Source organism: Jiangella muralis, from assembly GCF_001270745.1.
GTDB classification, from domain to species: Bacteria; Actinomycetota; Actinomycetes; order Jiangellales; family Jiangellaceae; genus Jiangella; species Jiangella muralis.
The window spans coordinates 302,612-318,276 of the sequence record NZ_KQ434758.1; the positions used below are offsets into that span (position 1 = coordinate 302,612).

The window sequence follows — 15,665 nt, forward strand, 5'->3', positions numbered from 1 at the left end:
GCGACGGCGGCACACCCTCGCCCGCGCTTGACGCACCGCCCTCACTGGAAGTCGCGCGAGCGGTGCCGGGAGTGCAGGGCGCGGGCGGCCTCGGGGTGCAGCTCGGCCAGCGACACCAGCCGGTCGGCGACCAGGTTGACGACGCCGTCCTTGCGCTCCAGCATGCCGCGGACGATCATGCAGGCGGCGTTGCGGGCCACCCGCCGGTGCCGCTGCCACAGCCCGCCGCCGCAGACGACGTTGAGCATGCCGGTCTCGTCCTCGATGTTGAGGAACGTGATGCCGCCCGCGGTGCCGGGCCGCTGCCGGTGCGTCACCACGCCGGCGACGGTGACCCGGCGGTTCGGCTCGGCGGTCGCGAGGTCGTCGACGGCGAGGATGCCCTCGCTGCGCAGCAGCGGCCGCAGGTGCGCGATCGGATGACCGTCCGGCGAGATCGAGGTGGCCCACAGGTCGGCCAGGGTCAGCTCGACGTCGCTCATCCCCGGCAGCGGCGGCGGGGCCGGGGTGGCGGTGACGGCCTCCAGCTGGCCGGCGGTCTCGACGTAGCCGGCGTTCCACAGCGCCTCGCGGCGGCTGAGATCGAAGCCGTCGAACGCGCCCGCGGTGGCCAGCGCCTCCAGCTGCCGGGCGTCGAGGGCGGCCCGGCGGGAGAGGTCGGTGGGGTCGCGGAACGGCCGCTCCGCCCGGGCCGCGACGATCGCCTCGGCGACGTCCTTGCTGATGCCCCGGACGGAGTCGAGGCCGAGCCGGACCGCGAAGCCGGTGTCGCGGCGGTGCTGCGGCGTCGGGTCGGGCGTGCCCGGGACCCAGTCGGTGCGGCCGTGCTCCGGGGCCAGGCACTCGGCCCGGCCGGTGGGCCGGGGGTCGCCGTCGGGTTCGAGGCCCGCCGTGGCGCCGGAGCGCGTGATGTCGGGCCGCAGGACCCGCACGCCGTGCCGCCGGGCGTCGTGCACCAGCGACTGCGCCGAGTAGAAGCCCATCGGCTGGGCCCGCAGCAGCGCGGCCAGGAACGCCGCCGGATAGTGCAGTTTGAACCACGAGCTGACGTAGACGAGCTTGGCGAAGGACAGCGCGTGGCTCTCGGCGAAGCCGAAGTTCGCGAACGAGAGGATCTTCGCGTAGAGCTGGTCGGCGTCGGTGCCGGTGATGTCGCGCTTGGCCATGCCCTTGTACAGCTTCTCCTTGATGCTCTCGATGCGCTCGATGCCGCGCTTGGAGCCCATGGCGCGGCGCAGCAGGTCGGCGTCGTCGGGGGTGCAGTCGCCGACGGCGATGGCCATCTGCATGAGCTGTTCCTGGAACAGCGGGACGCCGAGGGTCCGCTCCAGCACCGGCTTCAGGTCGTCGTGCACATAGGTGGCCTCCTCCTTGCCGGTGGCGCGGCGGATGTACGGGTGGACGGCGCCGCCCTGGATCGGGCCGGGACGGATCAACGCGATCTCGATGGCGAGGTCGTAGAACTCCCGCGGCCGCAGCCTCGGCAGCGTCCCGATCTGGGCCCGGCTCTCGACCTGGAACACGCCGATGGAGTCGCCCCGGCAGAGCAGGTCGTAGACCGCCGGCTCCTCCTGGGGGACGCTCTGCAGCTCCCATGCCTCGCCGAGATGCCCGGCCACCAGGGTGAACGCGTGGTTCAACGCGCTCAGCATACCGAGCCCGAGCAGGTCGAACTTGACCAGGCCCATCGACTCGCAGGCGTCCTTGTCCCACTGCAGGACGGTGCGGTCCTTCATGCGGGCCGGTTCGATCGGGCACACCTGGCCGATCGGCCGCTCGGTCAGGATCATCCCGCCGGAGTGGATGCCCAGGTGCCGCGGCGCCCGCATGAGCTGGTTGGCGAGGTCGACGACGGGGCCGGGGATCTCGTGGTCGGCGACGTCCTGGCCGGCCACCGCGGACCAGCTGTCGGTCTGCTTCGACCACGCGTCCTGCTGTCCCGGCGAGTAGCCCAGCGCCTTGGCGGCGTCGCGGACGGCCATCTTGGGGCGGTAGCTGATGACGTTGGCGACCTGAGCGGCGTTGCGCCGGCCGTACTGCCGGTACACCCACTGGATGACCTCTTCGCGCCGGTCGGAGTCGAAGTCGACGTCGATGTCGGGCTCTTCGTCGCGGTTGACGGAGATGAACCGCTCGAACGGCAGGTCGTGGAAGACCGGGTCGATCGCGGTGACGCCGAGCGCGTAGCAGACCGCCGAGCTGGCCGCCGAGCCCCGTCCCTGGCAGAGGATGCCTTCGTCGCGGGCGAAGGCGACGAGGTCGTGGACGATGACGAAGTAGCCGGCGAAGTCCTTCTTGCCGATGATCGCCAACTCGTAGTCGATCCGTTCCCGGGCCGTCCGCTCGTGCTTCTTACCCCGGTAGTAACGCTGGAAGCCGAGGTCGACGAGGACCCGCAGCCAGCTCATCGCCGTGTGCCCCTCGGGGATGTGCCGCTTCGGCAGCCGCGGGCTGGCCTTGCGCAGGTCGAACGCGAGCTCGCCGGCCAGCTCGACGGAGCGGGCGACGGCACTCGGGTACGCGGCGAACGTCGCGGCCATCTCGCGTCCGGTGCGCAGCGACGCCGCGCCCCACGCCGGCAGCCAGCCGTTCATCTCGGTGAGGCTGCGCCGGGCCCGGATCGCCGCCATGGCCGCGGCCAGCCGGTGGTCGCCGGGGTCGGCGTAGTGGACGTTGTTGGTGGCGACGACGGGCAACCCGCGGTCGGCGGCCAGCCCGGCCAGCAGCCGGTTGACGTCGTCGTCGCTGGGGTGGCCGTGGTCGAACAGCTCGACGACGACGTGCTCGCGCCCGAACCGTCCGGTCAGCCGGTCCAGCTCGACGGCGGCCGCCGCCGGCCCACCTCCGGCCAGGGCGGACCGGACGGCGCCCTTGCGGCAGCCGGTGAGCACCAGCCAGTGCCCGCGACCGGCGTCGGCGAGGTCGTCGAGGTCGTACTTCGGCTTGCCCTTCTCCGCGTCGTCGTCCAGGTGCGCCTCGGTGATGGCGCCGGCCAGCCGGTGGTAGCCCTCGACGCCGCGGGCCAGCACGAGCAGGTGCTGCCCGCGTGGGTCGGGGACGCCGTTCTGCGGCGCGTCGAGGCCCAGCGACAGCTCCGCGCCGTAGACGGTGCGCAGGTTCGCGTCGGCGTACTTCTGCGCGATCTCGGCGAACAGCGGCGCGCCGTAGAAGCCGTCGTGGTCGGTCAGCGCCAGCCCGTGCAGCCCCAGCTCGATGGCGGCCTCGACCAGGCGGTCCGGCCCGCTGGCGCCGTCGAGGAAGCTGAAGTTGCTGTGCGCGTGCAGCTCCGCGTACGGCACGACCGGCTCGTCCGGCCGGACCACCTCGGCCTTGCGCCGGTACGGCTTGCGCTTGCGCGACCCCGGGCCGTCCTCGGGCGGCACCGTCGGCCGGCCGGAGAGCCGGTGCTCCAGCTCGCTCCAGCTCATCGGCGGGTTCTTCCAGCCCACGGCTCACGCTCCGTCAGTCATAGCCGGCCTCGATGTACCAGCCGTCGTCGGCGCAGGTCATCAGCCAGGCCCGGCCGTCGACCCCGACGATCTGGAACCGGGCCGCCCAGCCGGCCGGGTGTTCCCACCACAACTCGTCGACCGGCCACGGCCCGGCCCACGCGCCGATGGGGTGCCAGCCGGCGGTGTCGGAGGGGTCGCGGAACCGGGCCGGTGGCGCGCTGACCACGCCGCGCTCGCTGACCCACACCAACTGCCCGCGGTCGTCGACGACGATCGCCGGGCGCGGCTCGGCGAAGACCCGGACCGGCGCCGGCGGCGGGAGGCTGCCCGGCCACGGCAGCTCGGCCGAGCGCAGCCCGACCGGCCGCTCGCCCCACGGGACCAGCGCCTGCCGGTCGGCCGGCGCACGGCCGCCCTGCACCGCCGGGACGGTGACGGCGTGCGGGCCGAGCATGCCCTGGACCCGGGCGACCGCCCGCTCGACCCGTTCGTCGGTGCCGCCGCCCCACAGCGCGGCGGCGTGCGCGCCGGCCGGTTCGACGGTGTCGGGGACGAACCGGACCAGCTCGACCGGCCGGGTGACGCCCGAGGTGTGGCGCAGCTGACCCCGCAGCTGCCAGTGGACGCGGTCGACGAGGTCGGCCGCGCTGAACCAGCGCGAGTGCGCCCACACCCGCGACGACGCGACCTCGTGGTCGCACTCGGCCTCGACCAGCACCTCGGTGCAGACCAGCCCGCGGGTGGCCAGCTGGGCGACGAAGCGGTCGGCGGTCTGGCGGACGCTGAAGCTGACGGCCTCGACGGTGTCGAGCGGCGGCTCGAACCGGACCTGGCACTCGAGGTCGGGCGGCGGCGTGCGGGCGCCGAGCCGGGACGCGTCCTCGCCGCGGGCCAGCCGGTGCACCTTGGCGCCGTAGCCGCCGAACCGCGCCTGGACGTCGTCGTGGCCGAGCCGGGCGAAGTCGCCGAGCGTCGGCAGCCCCAGCCGTCTCAGCAGGCCCGCGACCTCGTCGTCGTCGATGGCCCCGACCGGGAGGTCGCGCAGGAACGCCGCCGACCCGCCCGCCTCGACCACCACCGTCTCCTGCGGGCCGGCCCGCCGTGCCGCCCGCTCGGCGGTGAACAGGTCGTCGGCGACGCCGATGCGGCAGTCCCACACGCCGGCCCGGACCAGCCGTTCGGCGATGAGCGCGCCGGCGGACTCCTCGCCGCCGTAGAACCGGCCCGGCGCGTGCACCGCCAGCAACCCCGGCCGCAACGGCGCGACGCCCGGCCGCAGCTGCTCGACCGCCACCAGCACCGGCTCGAAGGCCCGGGCGTCGCGGTCGGGGTTGTGGTCGATGAGGATCAGTTCGGGGCAGCGCGACTGGGCGTCGCGGCGGCGCATCCCGCGGCGGACGCCCTCGGCCCGGGCCGCCTCGTTGCAGGCGACGACGGCGTTCGCGGCCAGCACCACGACCGGCGCGTCGCCCTGGCCGGCGTCGCCCTGCCCGGCATCGCCCTCGGCCATGGCGGCGGTCACCGGCCAGTCCGGGCACCACACGACCAGCACCCGTCGGCGGCTCATCCGGCCACCTCCAGGCCGGCCGGGCTCGCCGGTCCGGCCGGATTCGCCGGATCGGCGGTCTCCAGCGCTTCGAGGTCGGCGCCGGACACCGTGCCGTCGGGTCCGGGCAGCCACAGCCACGCCGACCGCGGCCGCGCGCCGGCGCCCCGTCCGTACGCCTCGACCTTCACCCGCCGGCCGCGCAGGTGGCCGCGGCCGTGATCGGGGCCGACCCACAGCGACGACGCCACCCGCAGCCGGGTCTGCGCGCCCTCCCAGTCGCCGACGCACACCAGCGCCGTCCCGTGCCGCCGGGCCAGCGCGACGAGCCGCCGGGACAGCTGCCCGCCGACCTGGACCGGCGGGCGCACCAGCACCACCTCGACCGACGTGAGCAGCACCGCCACCACCTCGGCCCACTGCGCCCCCGGCTCCTCGACGACGACCACCCGGCCGAGGTCGGCGCCGAGATCGGACGCCGCCAGCACGCCGAACTCGGACAACCCCACCACCGCCGTCCACGCCCCGGCCGCCGAGGCCCCGGCCAGCAACGCCAGCGGCAGCACCCCCAGGTCGACCGCGACCACGTGCCCCCGGCGCAGCCCGCCGAGCAGCGTGCGCAGCGCCGGCAGCACCGCGACCAGCTCCACCGGCTGGACGGCGAAACCCGCTCTGGCCAGCGCCGCTTCGGCCTGGTCGTGCCCGCGAACCGTCACCCGCCCATCGTCGAACACATGTTCGACAGGTGTCAAGTGGAGTGCGTCAGCCTTGGGCGCCGGGCCCTCAGCGCCTGGTCTCGTACCTGGTCAGCAGCACACCGCCGGGAAACGTCCGGGTCTCCACCATGCTCAGGTTCACCCAGTTGTCCAGGGCCGTGAAGAACGGCGTGCCGCCGCCCACCAGGACCGGATAGGTGACCAGCACATACTCGTCGATCAGCCCGGCCCGCATGGCCGCCGCGGCGAGCGTGGCGCCGCCGATGTCCATCGGGCCGCCGTCCTCGGCCTTGAGCCGGGTGATCTCGGTGACCGCGTCGCCGGTGACCAGGCGGGCATTCCAGTCGACCGTGCTGATCGTCGAGGAGAACACCACCTTCGGCAGGTCCCGCCAGCGCCCGGCGAACTCGATCTCCGCCCGGCTGGCGCCGGGCCGCTGGTCGGCGGTCGGCCAGGCGGAGCTCATCACCTCCCACAGCTTGCGCCCGTACAGCGACAGGCCCGTCGCCGCCACCCGGTCGGACCACAACTGGAACAGCTCGTCGCTCGACGACGAGTCCGGCCCATCACCCCCACTCCAGCCGAGGTCGTCGCCTGGCGCGGCGATGTAGCCGTCCAGGGTCACATTCATGGCGAAGGTCAGTTTCCGCATAGCGTCAGCCTCTCGTGAAATCGGTACTCGCCCATGTCAGGACACCTCGAGATCGGCCTGGGCGCGGGCCAGCGCGGCGTCCAGCTTGGCGAACGCCTCGCCCCAGCCGCCCTCGCTGGGGGCGGCGAGGTGCTCGGCAAGCCACTGCCGGATCTCCAGCCGGGTGCGCCCGCCGGCCTCGTCGTGGAACTCGAACCGGAACCGCGTCCGGAACGGCTCGACGCCCTCCTGCAGCCGGCCACCGACCTGCATGACGCCCGCGAGCAGCGTGCCGTCGGCGACGTCGGTGAGGTCGATGTGGATGTGGATGTGGATGCCGGGATCGTCGGCGGAGACCTCGGTCCACCGCTGGTGGCCGCCGGGGCGCACGTCGCACTCGATCTCGTCGCGCGGCAGCGAGTGGCCGGTCGGGCCCCACCACTGTGCCAGGTGCTCCGGATCGGTGAAGGCCTGGTAGACGAGCTCGCGCGGCGCGTCGAACACGCGCGTGACGGTGAGCTGCGGGGCTTCGGTGTGCATTCAGAGCTCCTTCTCCGCGGCGGCCTGCACCGCGGCGAGATGGGCGTCGAGGCGGGTCAGCGAGGAGTCCCAGAACCGCCGGTAGCGCTCGATCCAGTCGGCCGCCTCGCGCAGCGGCGCGGCCTCGAGGCGGCTACCGCGCCACTTGCCCGTCCGCGTCCGCGAGATCAGCGCCGCGCGCTCGAGCACCTTCAGGTGCCGCGACACCGCCGGCATCGAGATGGGCAACGGCTCGGTGAGCTCGGTGACCGTGGCGTCGCGCTCGGCCAGCTGGGCCAGGATCGTCCGCCGGGTCGGGTCCGCGAGTGCTGCGAACACCGCGCTGAGCTGGTCGGTGCCGGCCATCCGTGCCCCCTCTCGCTTAACCGATATGTTAAACGAAACAGCACCCGGGCGACGTTGTCAAGGCGGAGCAGCGCCACGAACCCACCCAACCCACCACGTCTCCGGCCACGCCTTTCAGCGAGCCCCGTCATGACGCATGATCAAGTGGTGCAGCCTTCGAAACCCGTCGTCCGGCAGGCGCTGCGCTCCGACGTCGGCACGGTCGCGCGCGTGCTGGCCGAGGCGTTCGACGCCGACCCGATGATGCGGTTCGTCATGCCGTCGACGCGGTACCGCAAGCGACTGACCGCACTGTTCGCGTTCGAGACGCTGCTCAGCCCGCGCGGGTCGTGGGTGGCGGTGGTCGACGGCGAGATCGCCGGGGCGGCGCTGTGGGGACTGCCAGGCGCCCGGCCGCCGGGGTTCTGGCAGACGCTGCGGTACAGCCGGTACCTGCTGCGGGCGTTCGGGACGGGGCTGCCTGCGGCGATGCGGTCGTTCCGGGTCATCGAGGACGCGCATCCGGCGTCGCCGCCGCACTGGTACCTGCAGACGCTCGGGGTGACGCGGCCCGGACGGGGTGTGGGCGGCGCGCTGCTGCGCGACGGGCTGGCGCGGGCCGACGCGCAGGGGCTGCCGGCGTATCTGGAGTCGTCGGCGCCGGGGAACGTCGCGATCTACGAGCGGTACGGGTTCCGTCCGGCCGGAGAGATCGTCCTGCCCGGCGGCCCCACCCTGACGGCCATGTGGCGCGAGCCGGTCCGAGGGGGTCAGTAAGGTCGGAGGGTGGCCTTGGACGCATCGACACCCCCGCAGCCGTATCCCCCCGCCCCGCGCGGCGACGACGCCGACGTGCTGCACGGCATCACGGTGCCCGACCCGTACCGCGCGCTCGAGCCCGAGGACGACCCCGTCACGCAGACGTGGTCCAAGGCGCAGCGCGCGCTGTTCGACGAGCACCGCGCCGGCTGGCCGGCCCGCCCGGCATTCGCCGCCCGGCTGGCGCAGCTGCTGCGGGCCGGTTCCGTCGGCACCCCGGCGTGGCGCGGCGACCGCGTGTTCCACACCCGTCGCACCCCCGATCAGGAGCACGCCGTCCTGCTCACCGTCGACCCCGGCGGCGCCGAGCGGGCGCTGGTCGACCCGGTCGCGCTGGACCCGTCCGGCGCCACCACGCTCGACGCCTGGCAGCCGTCCAAGGAGGGCGCGCTGCTGGCGTACCAGGTCTCCGAGGGCGGCACCGAGGAGTCGGTGCTGCGCGTCCTCGACGTCGCGACGGGCGAGGTGGTCGACGGCCCCATCGACCGCGCCCGCTACTCCCCCGTCGCCTGGCTGCCCGGCGGCGAGGCGTTCTACTACGTGCGCCGGCTGCCGAAGGGCTCCGTCCCGGCCGGCGAGGACCAGTTCCACCGCCGTGTCTACCTGCACCGCCTCGGCACCGACCCCGCCGGCGACGTCGAGATCTTCGGCGCCGGCATGGAGAAGACCAACTACTACGGCGTCTCGGTCAGCCGCGACGGCCGCTGGCTGACGGTCACCGCCGCGCAGGGCACCGCGCCGCGCAACGACGTCTGGCTGGCCGACCTCCACGACGCCGACCCCGCGCGGCCCGAGCTGCGCCCCGTCGTCGTCGGCCAGGACGCCAAGACCGGCCTGCACGTGGGCCGCGACGGCCGGCTGTACGTGTGGACCGACCTCGACGCGCCGCGCGGCCGGCTCGCCGTCACCGACCCCACGACGCCCGAGCCGGAGCACTGGCGCGACCTGCTGCCCGAGGACCCCGAGGCGGTGCTCGAGGACTTCGCCCTCCTCGACGGCGCCGAGCTGGACGCCCCGGTGCTGCTGGCGGCGCGCACCCGGCACGCGGTCTCCGAGGTCACGGCGCACGCGTTGGCCACCGGCGACGCGTTGCACACGCTGGAGCTGCCCGGCATCGGCAGCGCCGGCGGGCTGTCCGAGCGGCCCGAGGGCGGGCACGAGGCGTGGTTCGCCTACACCGACCACACCGTGCCCGTGCGCGTCCTGCACTACGACGCGCGCACGCGGACGGTGTCGACGTGGGCCGACGCGCCCGGGCTGGTCGACGTCCCCGCCGTGACGTCCGAGCAGGTGACGTACCGGTCGAAGGACGGCACCGAGGTGCGCATGGTCATCGTGTCGCCGGCGGAGTCGGCTGACGGCCCGCGGCCGGCCGTCCTCTACGGCTACGGCGGCTTCAACATCGCGCTCACCCCGGCCTACTCGGCCAGCATCCTGGCCTGGGTCGAGGCCGGCGGCGTGTGGGCCGTCGCGAACCTGCGCGGCGGCTCCGAGGAGGGCGAGCAGTGGCACCGCACCGGCATGCGCGAGCACAAGCAGAACGTGTTCGACGACTTCGCGGCGGCCGCGTCGTACCTGATCGACCAGGGCTGGACGACGCCTGACCAGCTGGCGATCTTCGGCGGGTCCAACGGCGGCCTGCTGGTCGGGGCCGCGCTGACCCAGCGGCCCGAGCTGTACCGCGCCGTCGTCTGCTCCGCGCCGCTGCTCGACATGGTCCGGTACGAGAAGTTCGGGCTGGGCGAGACCTGGAACGACGAGTACGGCACCGCCGCCGACCCCGTCGAGCTGGGCTGGCTGCTCGGCTACTCGCCGTACCACCACGTCCGCGACGGCGTCGAGTACCCGTCCGTCCTGTTCACCGTGTTCGACGGCGACAGCCGCGTCGACACCATGCACGCGCGCAAGATGGCCGCCGCCCTGCAGGCCGCCACGTCCGGCGACCCCGCCACGCGGCCCGTCCTGCTGCGCGCCGAGGCCGACGTCGGGCACGGCGCCCGGGCCGTCTCGCGCACCGTCGACCTCAGCGCCGACCAGCTCGGCTTCCTCGCCGCGCAGCTGGGCCTGGAGCTGGAGGCGCGGTGATCCCGATGGTCGGCCTGCTGGCGGCAGGCGGTGTCCTCGGCACGGCCGGCATCGTCTCCGCGCCCGACGTCACCGAGGCCGAGCAGTACTCCGCCGAGTGGTGGCGCGATGTCCTGCTCGACGTCCCGCTGCGGCTGGCCGGGCTGGTCGTCATCGCCATCGCCGCGCGGTACCTGCTGCACAAGTTCATCAACCGCATGGTCCGCCGCACGGTCGAGAAGGAGCCGCCGAAGGCCGTCCTCGGGTCCGCCCGGGCCGCCCGCATCGTGTTCGGCGGCGCCGGCGCGTACTCCGAGCGGCGGGCGCTGCGGGCCGAGACCATGGGCTCGGTGCTGCGGAGCATCACGACGGTGCTGATCAGCGCCATCGCCGTGGTCACGGCGCTGGAGATGCTCGGCTACGCCGTCGGGCCCGTGCTCGCCTCGGCCGGCGTGCTGGGCGTGGCGCTCGGCTTCGGCGCGCAGAACCTCGTCAAGGACTTCCTCGCCGGCGCGGCCATGCTGCTCGAGGACCAGTACGGCGTCGGCGACGTCATCGACATGGGCCACGCCGTCGGCACCGTCGAGGCCGTCAGCCTGCGCATCACCCGGCTGCGCTCCGTCGACGGCACCGTCTGGTACGTCCGCAACGGCGAGGTCGTGCGCGTCGGCAACTCGTCCTACGGCTGGTCGCGGGCCCTGCTCGACGTCCACATCCCGCTCGACGCCGACGTCGCCCGGGCCAAGCGGCTGCTCGAACAGGTCGTCACCGACCTCGCCGCCGACGACCGGTGGGACGGGCTGATCCTCGAACCCCCGGAGGTCTGGGGCGTCGAGGACCTCACCGCCGACGGCGTGCTGATCCGCGTCGTCATCAAGACCAAGCCGCTGGAGCAGTGGCGGGTCGCACGGGAGCTGCGCGAACGCATCAAGCGCCGGTTCGACGCGGAACGGCTCACGCTGCCGGTCGCCACCGAGACCCCGTCGACCGGGCCCGGCGGCGCCGGCGATCCGAGCAACCCGCCGCCCGCCTAGGGGGTGTCCGCCGGGTCCAATCCGCCAGTCGCTCCGCCGGACACTCCGCCGCAGGAGCCCTGACGTAGCCGCACGGCCGCGCGTCAGCCTGCGAGGACGTCCGCGGGTCGACTACGGTTCGGCCGTGACAGAACCCGACGAGACTCCGCGGGGATCGGGCCATCCCGACGGACCACCCCCGGAGCACCACCCCAGTCCACCGTCCACCCCGCCTCCGTCGCAGGCGGCGCCGGACCCCGCCGCCCAGCCGAGCGAGGCCGTCACCGGCCCGTTCGACGTCGTCCCCGACGCGGCCCCGGCCACCGAGACCCCGGCCGCCACGGCGCCGTCACCCGAAGCGCCGCCGCCGGGGTATCACCCGCAGCACGCGCCGGGCCAGGTCGCGCCCGGCCAGCCGGCCCCGTACCCGCCGCCGGGCTACCCGCCCCAGGGCTACGCGCCCCCACCTGGCTACCCGCCGGGCCAGCCGTATCCCCCGCCGGGGCAGGCCGGCTACGCGCCACAGCCGGGGTACGCGCCCCCGCCCGGGTACGCGCCACAGCCCGGCTACCCGCCGCAGCCCCAGCAGGGCTACCCGCCGCAGCCGGGCTACTACGCCCCGCCAGGGCAGCAGCCGTACGGCTACGCGCCCTACCCGCCCGCGCAACACCGGCCGGCGACGCCGATGCCGATCTACCTGACAGCGGCGCTGTTCCTGGCCTGCGGGCTGTTCACGCTGATCATCGCGCTGACCAACTGGTTCGGCTCGCCGGGGCCGGGCATGACCGCGGCACTGGTCGGAGTGGCGTTCTCCGGGGACATCACGGGGAACATCGACTTCGCGGTGTCGGCCTCGATGACCGTCGCCTGCACGACCCTGACGGTCGCCGTCGTCCTGTTGTTCAAGCTCGCGTTCGCCCGCTGGATCCTCGTGGGCCTCGGCGGGCTGGTGATCATCGCGTACTTCGTCGGGATCATCGATCTGGCCAGCAACGGCGGGGGGCGCTACATCGCGCTGCCGATCGTCGCGATGGTGCTGTGGATCGGTTCCGTCGTCGTCGCACTGCTACCGGTCACGAACCGGGCGTTCGCCCTGTCTCGTCAGACCCCCGGGCCGTACTGACGGCCTGAACGCGTCAGCGGGCACCTCACGCGTTGCCAGGCACCCGGACTCTGATCCGAGGGTGCAGCCGCGGAGGTGCACCACGGTCGGCTCGATCGTGGTGCACCCCTCCGGGCGTGCGTCTCAGGCGTCGGCCAGAGCCGCGTCGAGCGTGATGGTCGTGGCGGCCAGCGCCTTGCTCACCGGGCAGTTCACCTTGGCGTCCTCGGCCGCGGCCACGAAGTCGTCGCTGGACATGCCCGGGACGACGCCGCGCACCGTGATCTTGATGCCGGTGATGCCCTCGCCCGGCTGGAACGTGACGTCCGCCGAGGTCTCCAGCGACGTGGGCGGCGTGCCCGCCTTCGCCAGGCCGTTCGAGAACGCCATCGAGAAGCAGGACGAGTGCGCCGCCGCGATGAGCTCCTCCGGCGACGTCTTGCCGTCCGGCGTCTCGGTACGCGCGGCCCAGGTGACGTCGTACGTGCCCAGCCCAGACGAGTCGAGCGTGACGCGACCGGCCCCCTCGAACAGCGAACCTTCCCAGCGCGTGGTGGCGGTGCGGGTCGTAGCCATGAACGTTCCTCTCCTGCGACGTGTGAGCGACCGTCGCCCATCCTTCCCTGTCGGCTTCGCCGATGTGTGGCCAGGGGCACTTTGCATCTCCGCCCGCCCGGCGACGACTATGGGGACGTGACCACGCGCCTGGACAACTTCTACGACGCCATCGGCGGGCACGAGACGTTCGCGAAGCTCGTGCACCGCTTCTACGAGGGCGTCGCCACCGACCCGCTGCTGAAGCCGATGTACCCCGAGGAGGACCTCGGGCCGGCCGAGGAGCGGCTGCTGCTGTTCCTGGAGCAGTACTGGGGCGGCCCGACCACGTACTCCGAGCAGCGCGGCCATCCCCGGCTGCGCATGCGGCACGCGCCGTTCAAGGTCAACCCGGAGGCGCGGGACCGCTGGCTGCTGCACATGCGCACGGCGGTCGACGAGCTCGGCCTGCCGCCCGTCTATCGCGACACGCTGTGGGACTACCTGGAGCGGGCGGCGCACTCGATGGTGAACACGTTCGAGGACTGACTCTCAGCCCTCAGCCCGTCCCGAGCCGCGTCACGATGCCGCGCACGAACGCCGCCTGCCCGACGTGCTGGTAGTTGTCGCCGATCACGCTGACCAGCCGCACGCCCATCGTCACCGGCGGGGCCCAGTTCTCGTCGGCGACGCGGTCCAGCGTCTCGTCGTCGAGCTCGCGCAGGAAGCCCTCCGTGATCTCGTGCGTCGCGTCGAAGTAGCCGGTCAGCAGCGCCGGATCGGCCACCACGACCGCCGCCACGTCCGCGCTGCTGTGCCCGTAGCCGGTCGCCGACGGCGGGAACGGCAGGTCGAACCGGTGCGCCCACGGGCCGGACGTCCACACCTGGTCGATGCCGGCGAGGTGCGCGACGTGGTCGTCCTGGACCCGGGTCAGGTGCCAGACCAGCCAGGCGATCGAGTTGGCGTCCGGGTCGGCGCGGTAGGCGAGCTGGCTCGGCGTCAGCCCGCCGACCGTCGCGTGGACCCGTTCGCGGATCCGTTCGAACGCGTCGATCAGCAGGTCGGGACCATGCACGGTGCACCACTCCTCAACGCGGGCGTCGGCTGAACCGCCATGACACCACATCCGCAGCCGGTCGTGTTGCCGGACGCGGCGGCTGTTCTAAGCTGGTGTCCCGTGACTCAGGCAACCCGTGACTGGTGGAGAGACGCCGTCATCTACCAGGTGTACATCCGCTCCTTCGCCGACGGCAACGGCGATGGCGAGGGCGACATCGCCGGCCTCCGCGACCGGCTCCCGTACCTGCACGAGCTCGGCATCGACGCGCTGTGGATCAACCCGTGGTACCCGTCGCCGCTGAACGACGGCGGATACGACGTCGCCGACTTCCGCGACATCGATCCGCGCTTCGGCGACCTCGCACAGGCGAAGGAGCTGCTCGACGAGGCGCATGGGTTCGGCCTGAAGGTGCTGCTCGACATCGTCCCGAACCACAGCTCGTGGGATCACCGCTGGTTCAAGGAGGCGCTCGCCGCCAGGCGGGGGTCGCCCGAGCGGGCCCGCTACATCTTCCGCGACGGCCGCGGGCCCGACGGCGGCGAGCCGCCGAACAACTGGCGCAGCGTCTTCGGCGGACCGGCGTGGGAGCGGGTCACCGAGCCCGACGGCACGCCCGGCCAGTGGTACTTCCATATCTTCGATGTGTCGCAGCCCGACCTCGACTGGGAGAACGCCGAGGTCAGAGCCGAGTTCCTCGACGTCCTGCGGTTCTGGTTCGACCTCGGCGTCGACGGGTTCCGCATCGACGTCGCGCACGGCATGGTCAAGGACATGAGCGGGCGCGACCTCCCGTACGACTCCTCCGGCCTGCTCGACCGGCCGAGCATCGCCGACCACCCGTTCTTCGACCGCGACGGCGTCCACGACATCTACCGCGGCTGGCGCGAGATCGCCGACTCCTACGACCCGCCCAAGCTGTACGTCGCCGAGGCGTGGGTCGAGCCGGCCGAGCGGCTGGCCCGGTACCTGCGCGACGACGAGCTGCACAGCGCGTTCAACTTCGACTACCTCAAGTCCGGCTGGACGGCCGCCGACCTGCGCCGGTCCATCGACGACTCGGTGACGGTGCTCGGTTCGGTCGGCGCGCCGGCCACCTGGGTGCTCGAGAACCACGACGTCGAGCGGGTCGTCACGCGCTACGGCCGTGCGGTGACGGCGGCCGGCGCGGGCCACGCGGGCCGTGTGTCGGGTCCGGTCGACGTCGAGCTGGGGACGCGGCGGGCCCGGGCGGCGGCGCTGCTCATGCTGGCGCTGCCCGGCGGGGCGTACGTCTACCAGGGTCAGGAGCTAGGGCTGGCCGAGGTGCTCGACCTCCCCGAGGAGTCGCTGCAGGACCCGGTCTGGGAGCGGTCCGGCCGCACCGAGCGTGGCCGCGACGGCTGCCGGGTGCCGCTGCCGTGGGCCGCCGCGGGCTCGTCGTACGGGTTCGGCTCGGGCGGTTCGTGGCTGCCGCAGCCGTCCGGCTGGGGCGCGAGGTCGGTCGAGGCCGAGTCCGGCGATCCCGCGTCCGTGCTGTCGCTGTACCGGTCGGCGCTGCGGTCGCGCCGCGCCATCCCGTCCGCCGAGCCGCTCACCTGGCTCCCCTCCGGCGCCGACGTGCTCGCCTTCCAGCGCGGCGCGGCGTTCGTCTGCGTGGTGAACCTCGGTTCGGCGCCGGCGGAGTTGCCCGCCCACCGCGAGGTGATCCTGGCCAGCGCCCCGCTCGACTCCGACGGCCTGCTGCCCGCCGACACCGCCGCCTGGCTCGCCGTCTGACCGTCCCTCACGGCCCGCGATCGACAGGAGCCCGCCACTCGTTGTTGACGCTTCTATGTCAAGCGGCTGCTTGTTGGCTGGTCACGGGTGGGAAGTCGTCGTGGAG

14 protein-coding genes are annotated in these 15,665 nt (G+C 73.5%); 6 read left to right on the forward strand and 8 right to left on the reverse strand.

The window, feature by feature from the left end:
* Nucleotides 1–41: 41 nt before the first annotated feature.
* From ACW62_RS16315 to ACW62_RS16340, 6 genes are all read right to left on the reverse strand, one after another.
* Nucleotides 42–3,449, reverse strand: a complete 3,408-nt coding sequence (locus ACW62_RS16315) for an error-prone DNA polymerase (protein ID WP_053205161.1) — start codon at nt 3,447–3,449, stop codon at nt 42–44.
* A 13-nt stretch (nt 3,450–3,462) separates the two neighbouring features.
* Nucleotides 3,463–5,019, reverse strand: coding sequence for a DNA polymerase Y family protein (locus ACW62_RS16320; protein ID WP_053205162.1), 1,557 nt, complete (start codon nt 5,017–5,019; stop codon nt 3,463–3,465).
* Nucleotides 5,016–5,714: a hypothetical protein gene (locus ACW62_RS16325; RefSeq protein WP_205629390.1), complete on the reverse strand. Its 699-nt coding sequence runs from the start codon at nt 5,712–5,714 to the stop codon at nt 5,016–5,018. Before ACW62_RS16325 ends, ACW62_RS16320 begins: the two co-directional genes overlap by 4 nt.
* A 67-nt stretch (nt 5,715–5,781) precedes the next feature.
* Complete coding sequence (locus ACW62_RS16330; protein ID WP_053205163.1) at nt 5,782–6,366, reverse strand: dihydrofolate reductase family protein; 585 nt, start codon at nt 6,364–6,366, stop codon at nt 5,782–5,784.
* A gap of 36 nt (nt 6,367–6,402) precedes the next feature.
* Entirely contained in the window at nt 6,403–6,885 is a 483-nt protein-coding gene (locus ACW62_RS16335; RefSeq protein ID WP_053205164.1) for an SRPBCC domain-containing protein, read from the reverse strand.
* A complete protein-coding gene (locus tag ACW62_RS16340; protein WP_053205165.1) occupies nt 6,886–7,230 on the reverse strand; it encodes an ArsR/SmtB family transcription factor in 345 nt (114 codons plus the stop codon).
* Between the two features lie 147 nt (nt 7,231–7,377).
* On the opposite strand from ACW62_RS16340, the gene ACW62_RS16345 reads away from it, so the two are divergent.
* The 4 genes from ACW62_RS16345 to ACW62_RS36220 all read left to right on the forward strand — a co-directional run bounded on the left by ACW62_RS16345 (nt 7,378) and on the right by ACW62_RS36220 (nt 12,228).
* Complete coding sequence (locus ACW62_RS16345; RefSeq protein WP_205629391.1) at nt 7,378–7,986, forward strand: GNAT family N-acetyltransferase; 609 nt, start codon at nt 7,378–7,380, stop codon at nt 7,984–7,986.
* Between the two features lie 9 nt (nt 7,987–7,995).
* Nucleotides 7,996–10,113, forward strand: a complete 2,118-nt coding sequence (locus ACW62_RS16350; RefSeq protein ID WP_053205167.1) for a prolyl oligopeptidase family serine peptidase — start codon at nt 7,996–7,998, stop codon at nt 10,111–10,113.
* A gap of 5 nt (nt 10,114–10,118) precedes the next feature.
* Nucleotides 10,119–11,126, forward strand: a complete 1,008-nt coding sequence (locus ACW62_RS16355) for a mechanosensitive ion channel family protein (RefSeq protein ID WP_240477320.1) — start codon at nt 10,119–10,121, stop codon at nt 11,124–11,126.
* 124 nt (nt 11,127–11,250) lie between these two features.
* The gene (locus tag ACW62_RS36220; RefSeq protein ID WP_053205169.1) at nt 11,251–12,228 is read left to right on the forward strand and encodes a hypothetical protein; all 978 of its coding nucleotides are present in this window, start codon (nt 11,251–11,253) and stop codon (nt 12,226–12,228) included.
* A gap of 123 nt (nt 12,229–12,351) precedes the next feature.
* Here the strand turns inward: ACW62_RS36220 and ACW62_RS16365 are convergent, their stop codons facing one another.
* Nucleotides 12,352–12,783 carry an OsmC family protein gene (locus ACW62_RS16365; protein ID WP_053205170.1) on the reverse strand — a complete coding sequence of 144 codons (432 nt, stop codon included), beginning with the start codon at nt 12,781–12,783 and terminating at the stop codon, nt 12,352–12,354.
* 117 nt (nt 12,784–12,900) lie between these two features.
* Between ACW62_RS16365 and ACW62_RS16370 the strand changes: the two genes are divergently transcribed.
* The gene (locus tag ACW62_RS16370) at nt 12,901–13,290 is read left to right on the forward strand and encodes a globin (protein ID WP_053205171.1); all 390 of its coding nucleotides are present in this window, start codon (nt 12,901–12,903) and stop codon (nt 13,288–13,290) included.
* A gap of 10 nt (nt 13,291–13,300) precedes the next feature.
* Here ACW62_RS16370 and ACW62_RS16375 read toward each other — a convergent pair whose 3' ends face one another.
* A complete protein-coding gene (locus tag ACW62_RS16375) occupies nt 13,301–13,819 on the reverse strand; it encodes a mycothiol transferase (protein WP_053205172.1) in 519 nt (172 codons plus the stop codon).
* Between the two features lie 39 nt (nt 13,820–13,858).
* Here ACW62_RS16375 and ACW62_RS16380 point away from each other — a divergent pair, with 39 nt between their 5' ends.
* Nucleotides 13,859–15,559 (forward strand): glycoside hydrolase family 13 protein, encoded by a 1,701-nt coding sequence (locus tag ACW62_RS16380; RefSeq protein WP_083459830.1) that lies wholly within the window; start codon nt 13,859–13,861, stop codon nt 15,557–15,559.
* Nucleotides 15,560–15,665: the final 106 nt, after the last annotated feature.

Coding starts and splice junctions, on each gene's coding strand:
- ACW62_RS16320 (WP_053205162.1), bottom strand. CDS start 5,019: ATGAGCCGCCGACGGGTGCTGGTCGTGTGGTGCCCGGACTGGCCGGTG.
- ACW62_RS16330 (WP_053205163.1), bottom strand. CDS start 6,366: ATGCGGAAACTGACCTTCGCCATGAATGTGACCCTGGACGGCTACATC.
- ACW62_RS16335 (WP_053205164.1), bottom strand. CDS start 6,885: ATGCACACCGAAGCCCCGCAGCTCACCGTCACGCGCGTGTTCGACGCG.
- ACW62_RS16340 (WP_053205165.1), bottom strand. CDS start 7,230: ATGGCCGGCACCGACCAGCTCAGCGCGGTGTTCGCAGCACTCGCGGAC.
- ACW62_RS16355 (WP_240477320.1), top strand. CDS start 10,119: ATGGTCGGCCTGCTGGCGGCAGGCGGTGTCCTCGGCACGGCCGGCATC.
- ACW62_RS16365 (WP_053205170.1), bottom strand. CDS start 12,783: ATGGCTACGACCCGCACCGCCACCACGCGCTGGGAAGGTTCGCTGTTC.
- ACW62_RS16380 (WP_083459830.1), top strand. CDS start 13,859: ATGACACCACATCCGCAGCCGGTCGTGTTGCCGGACGCGGCGGCTGTT.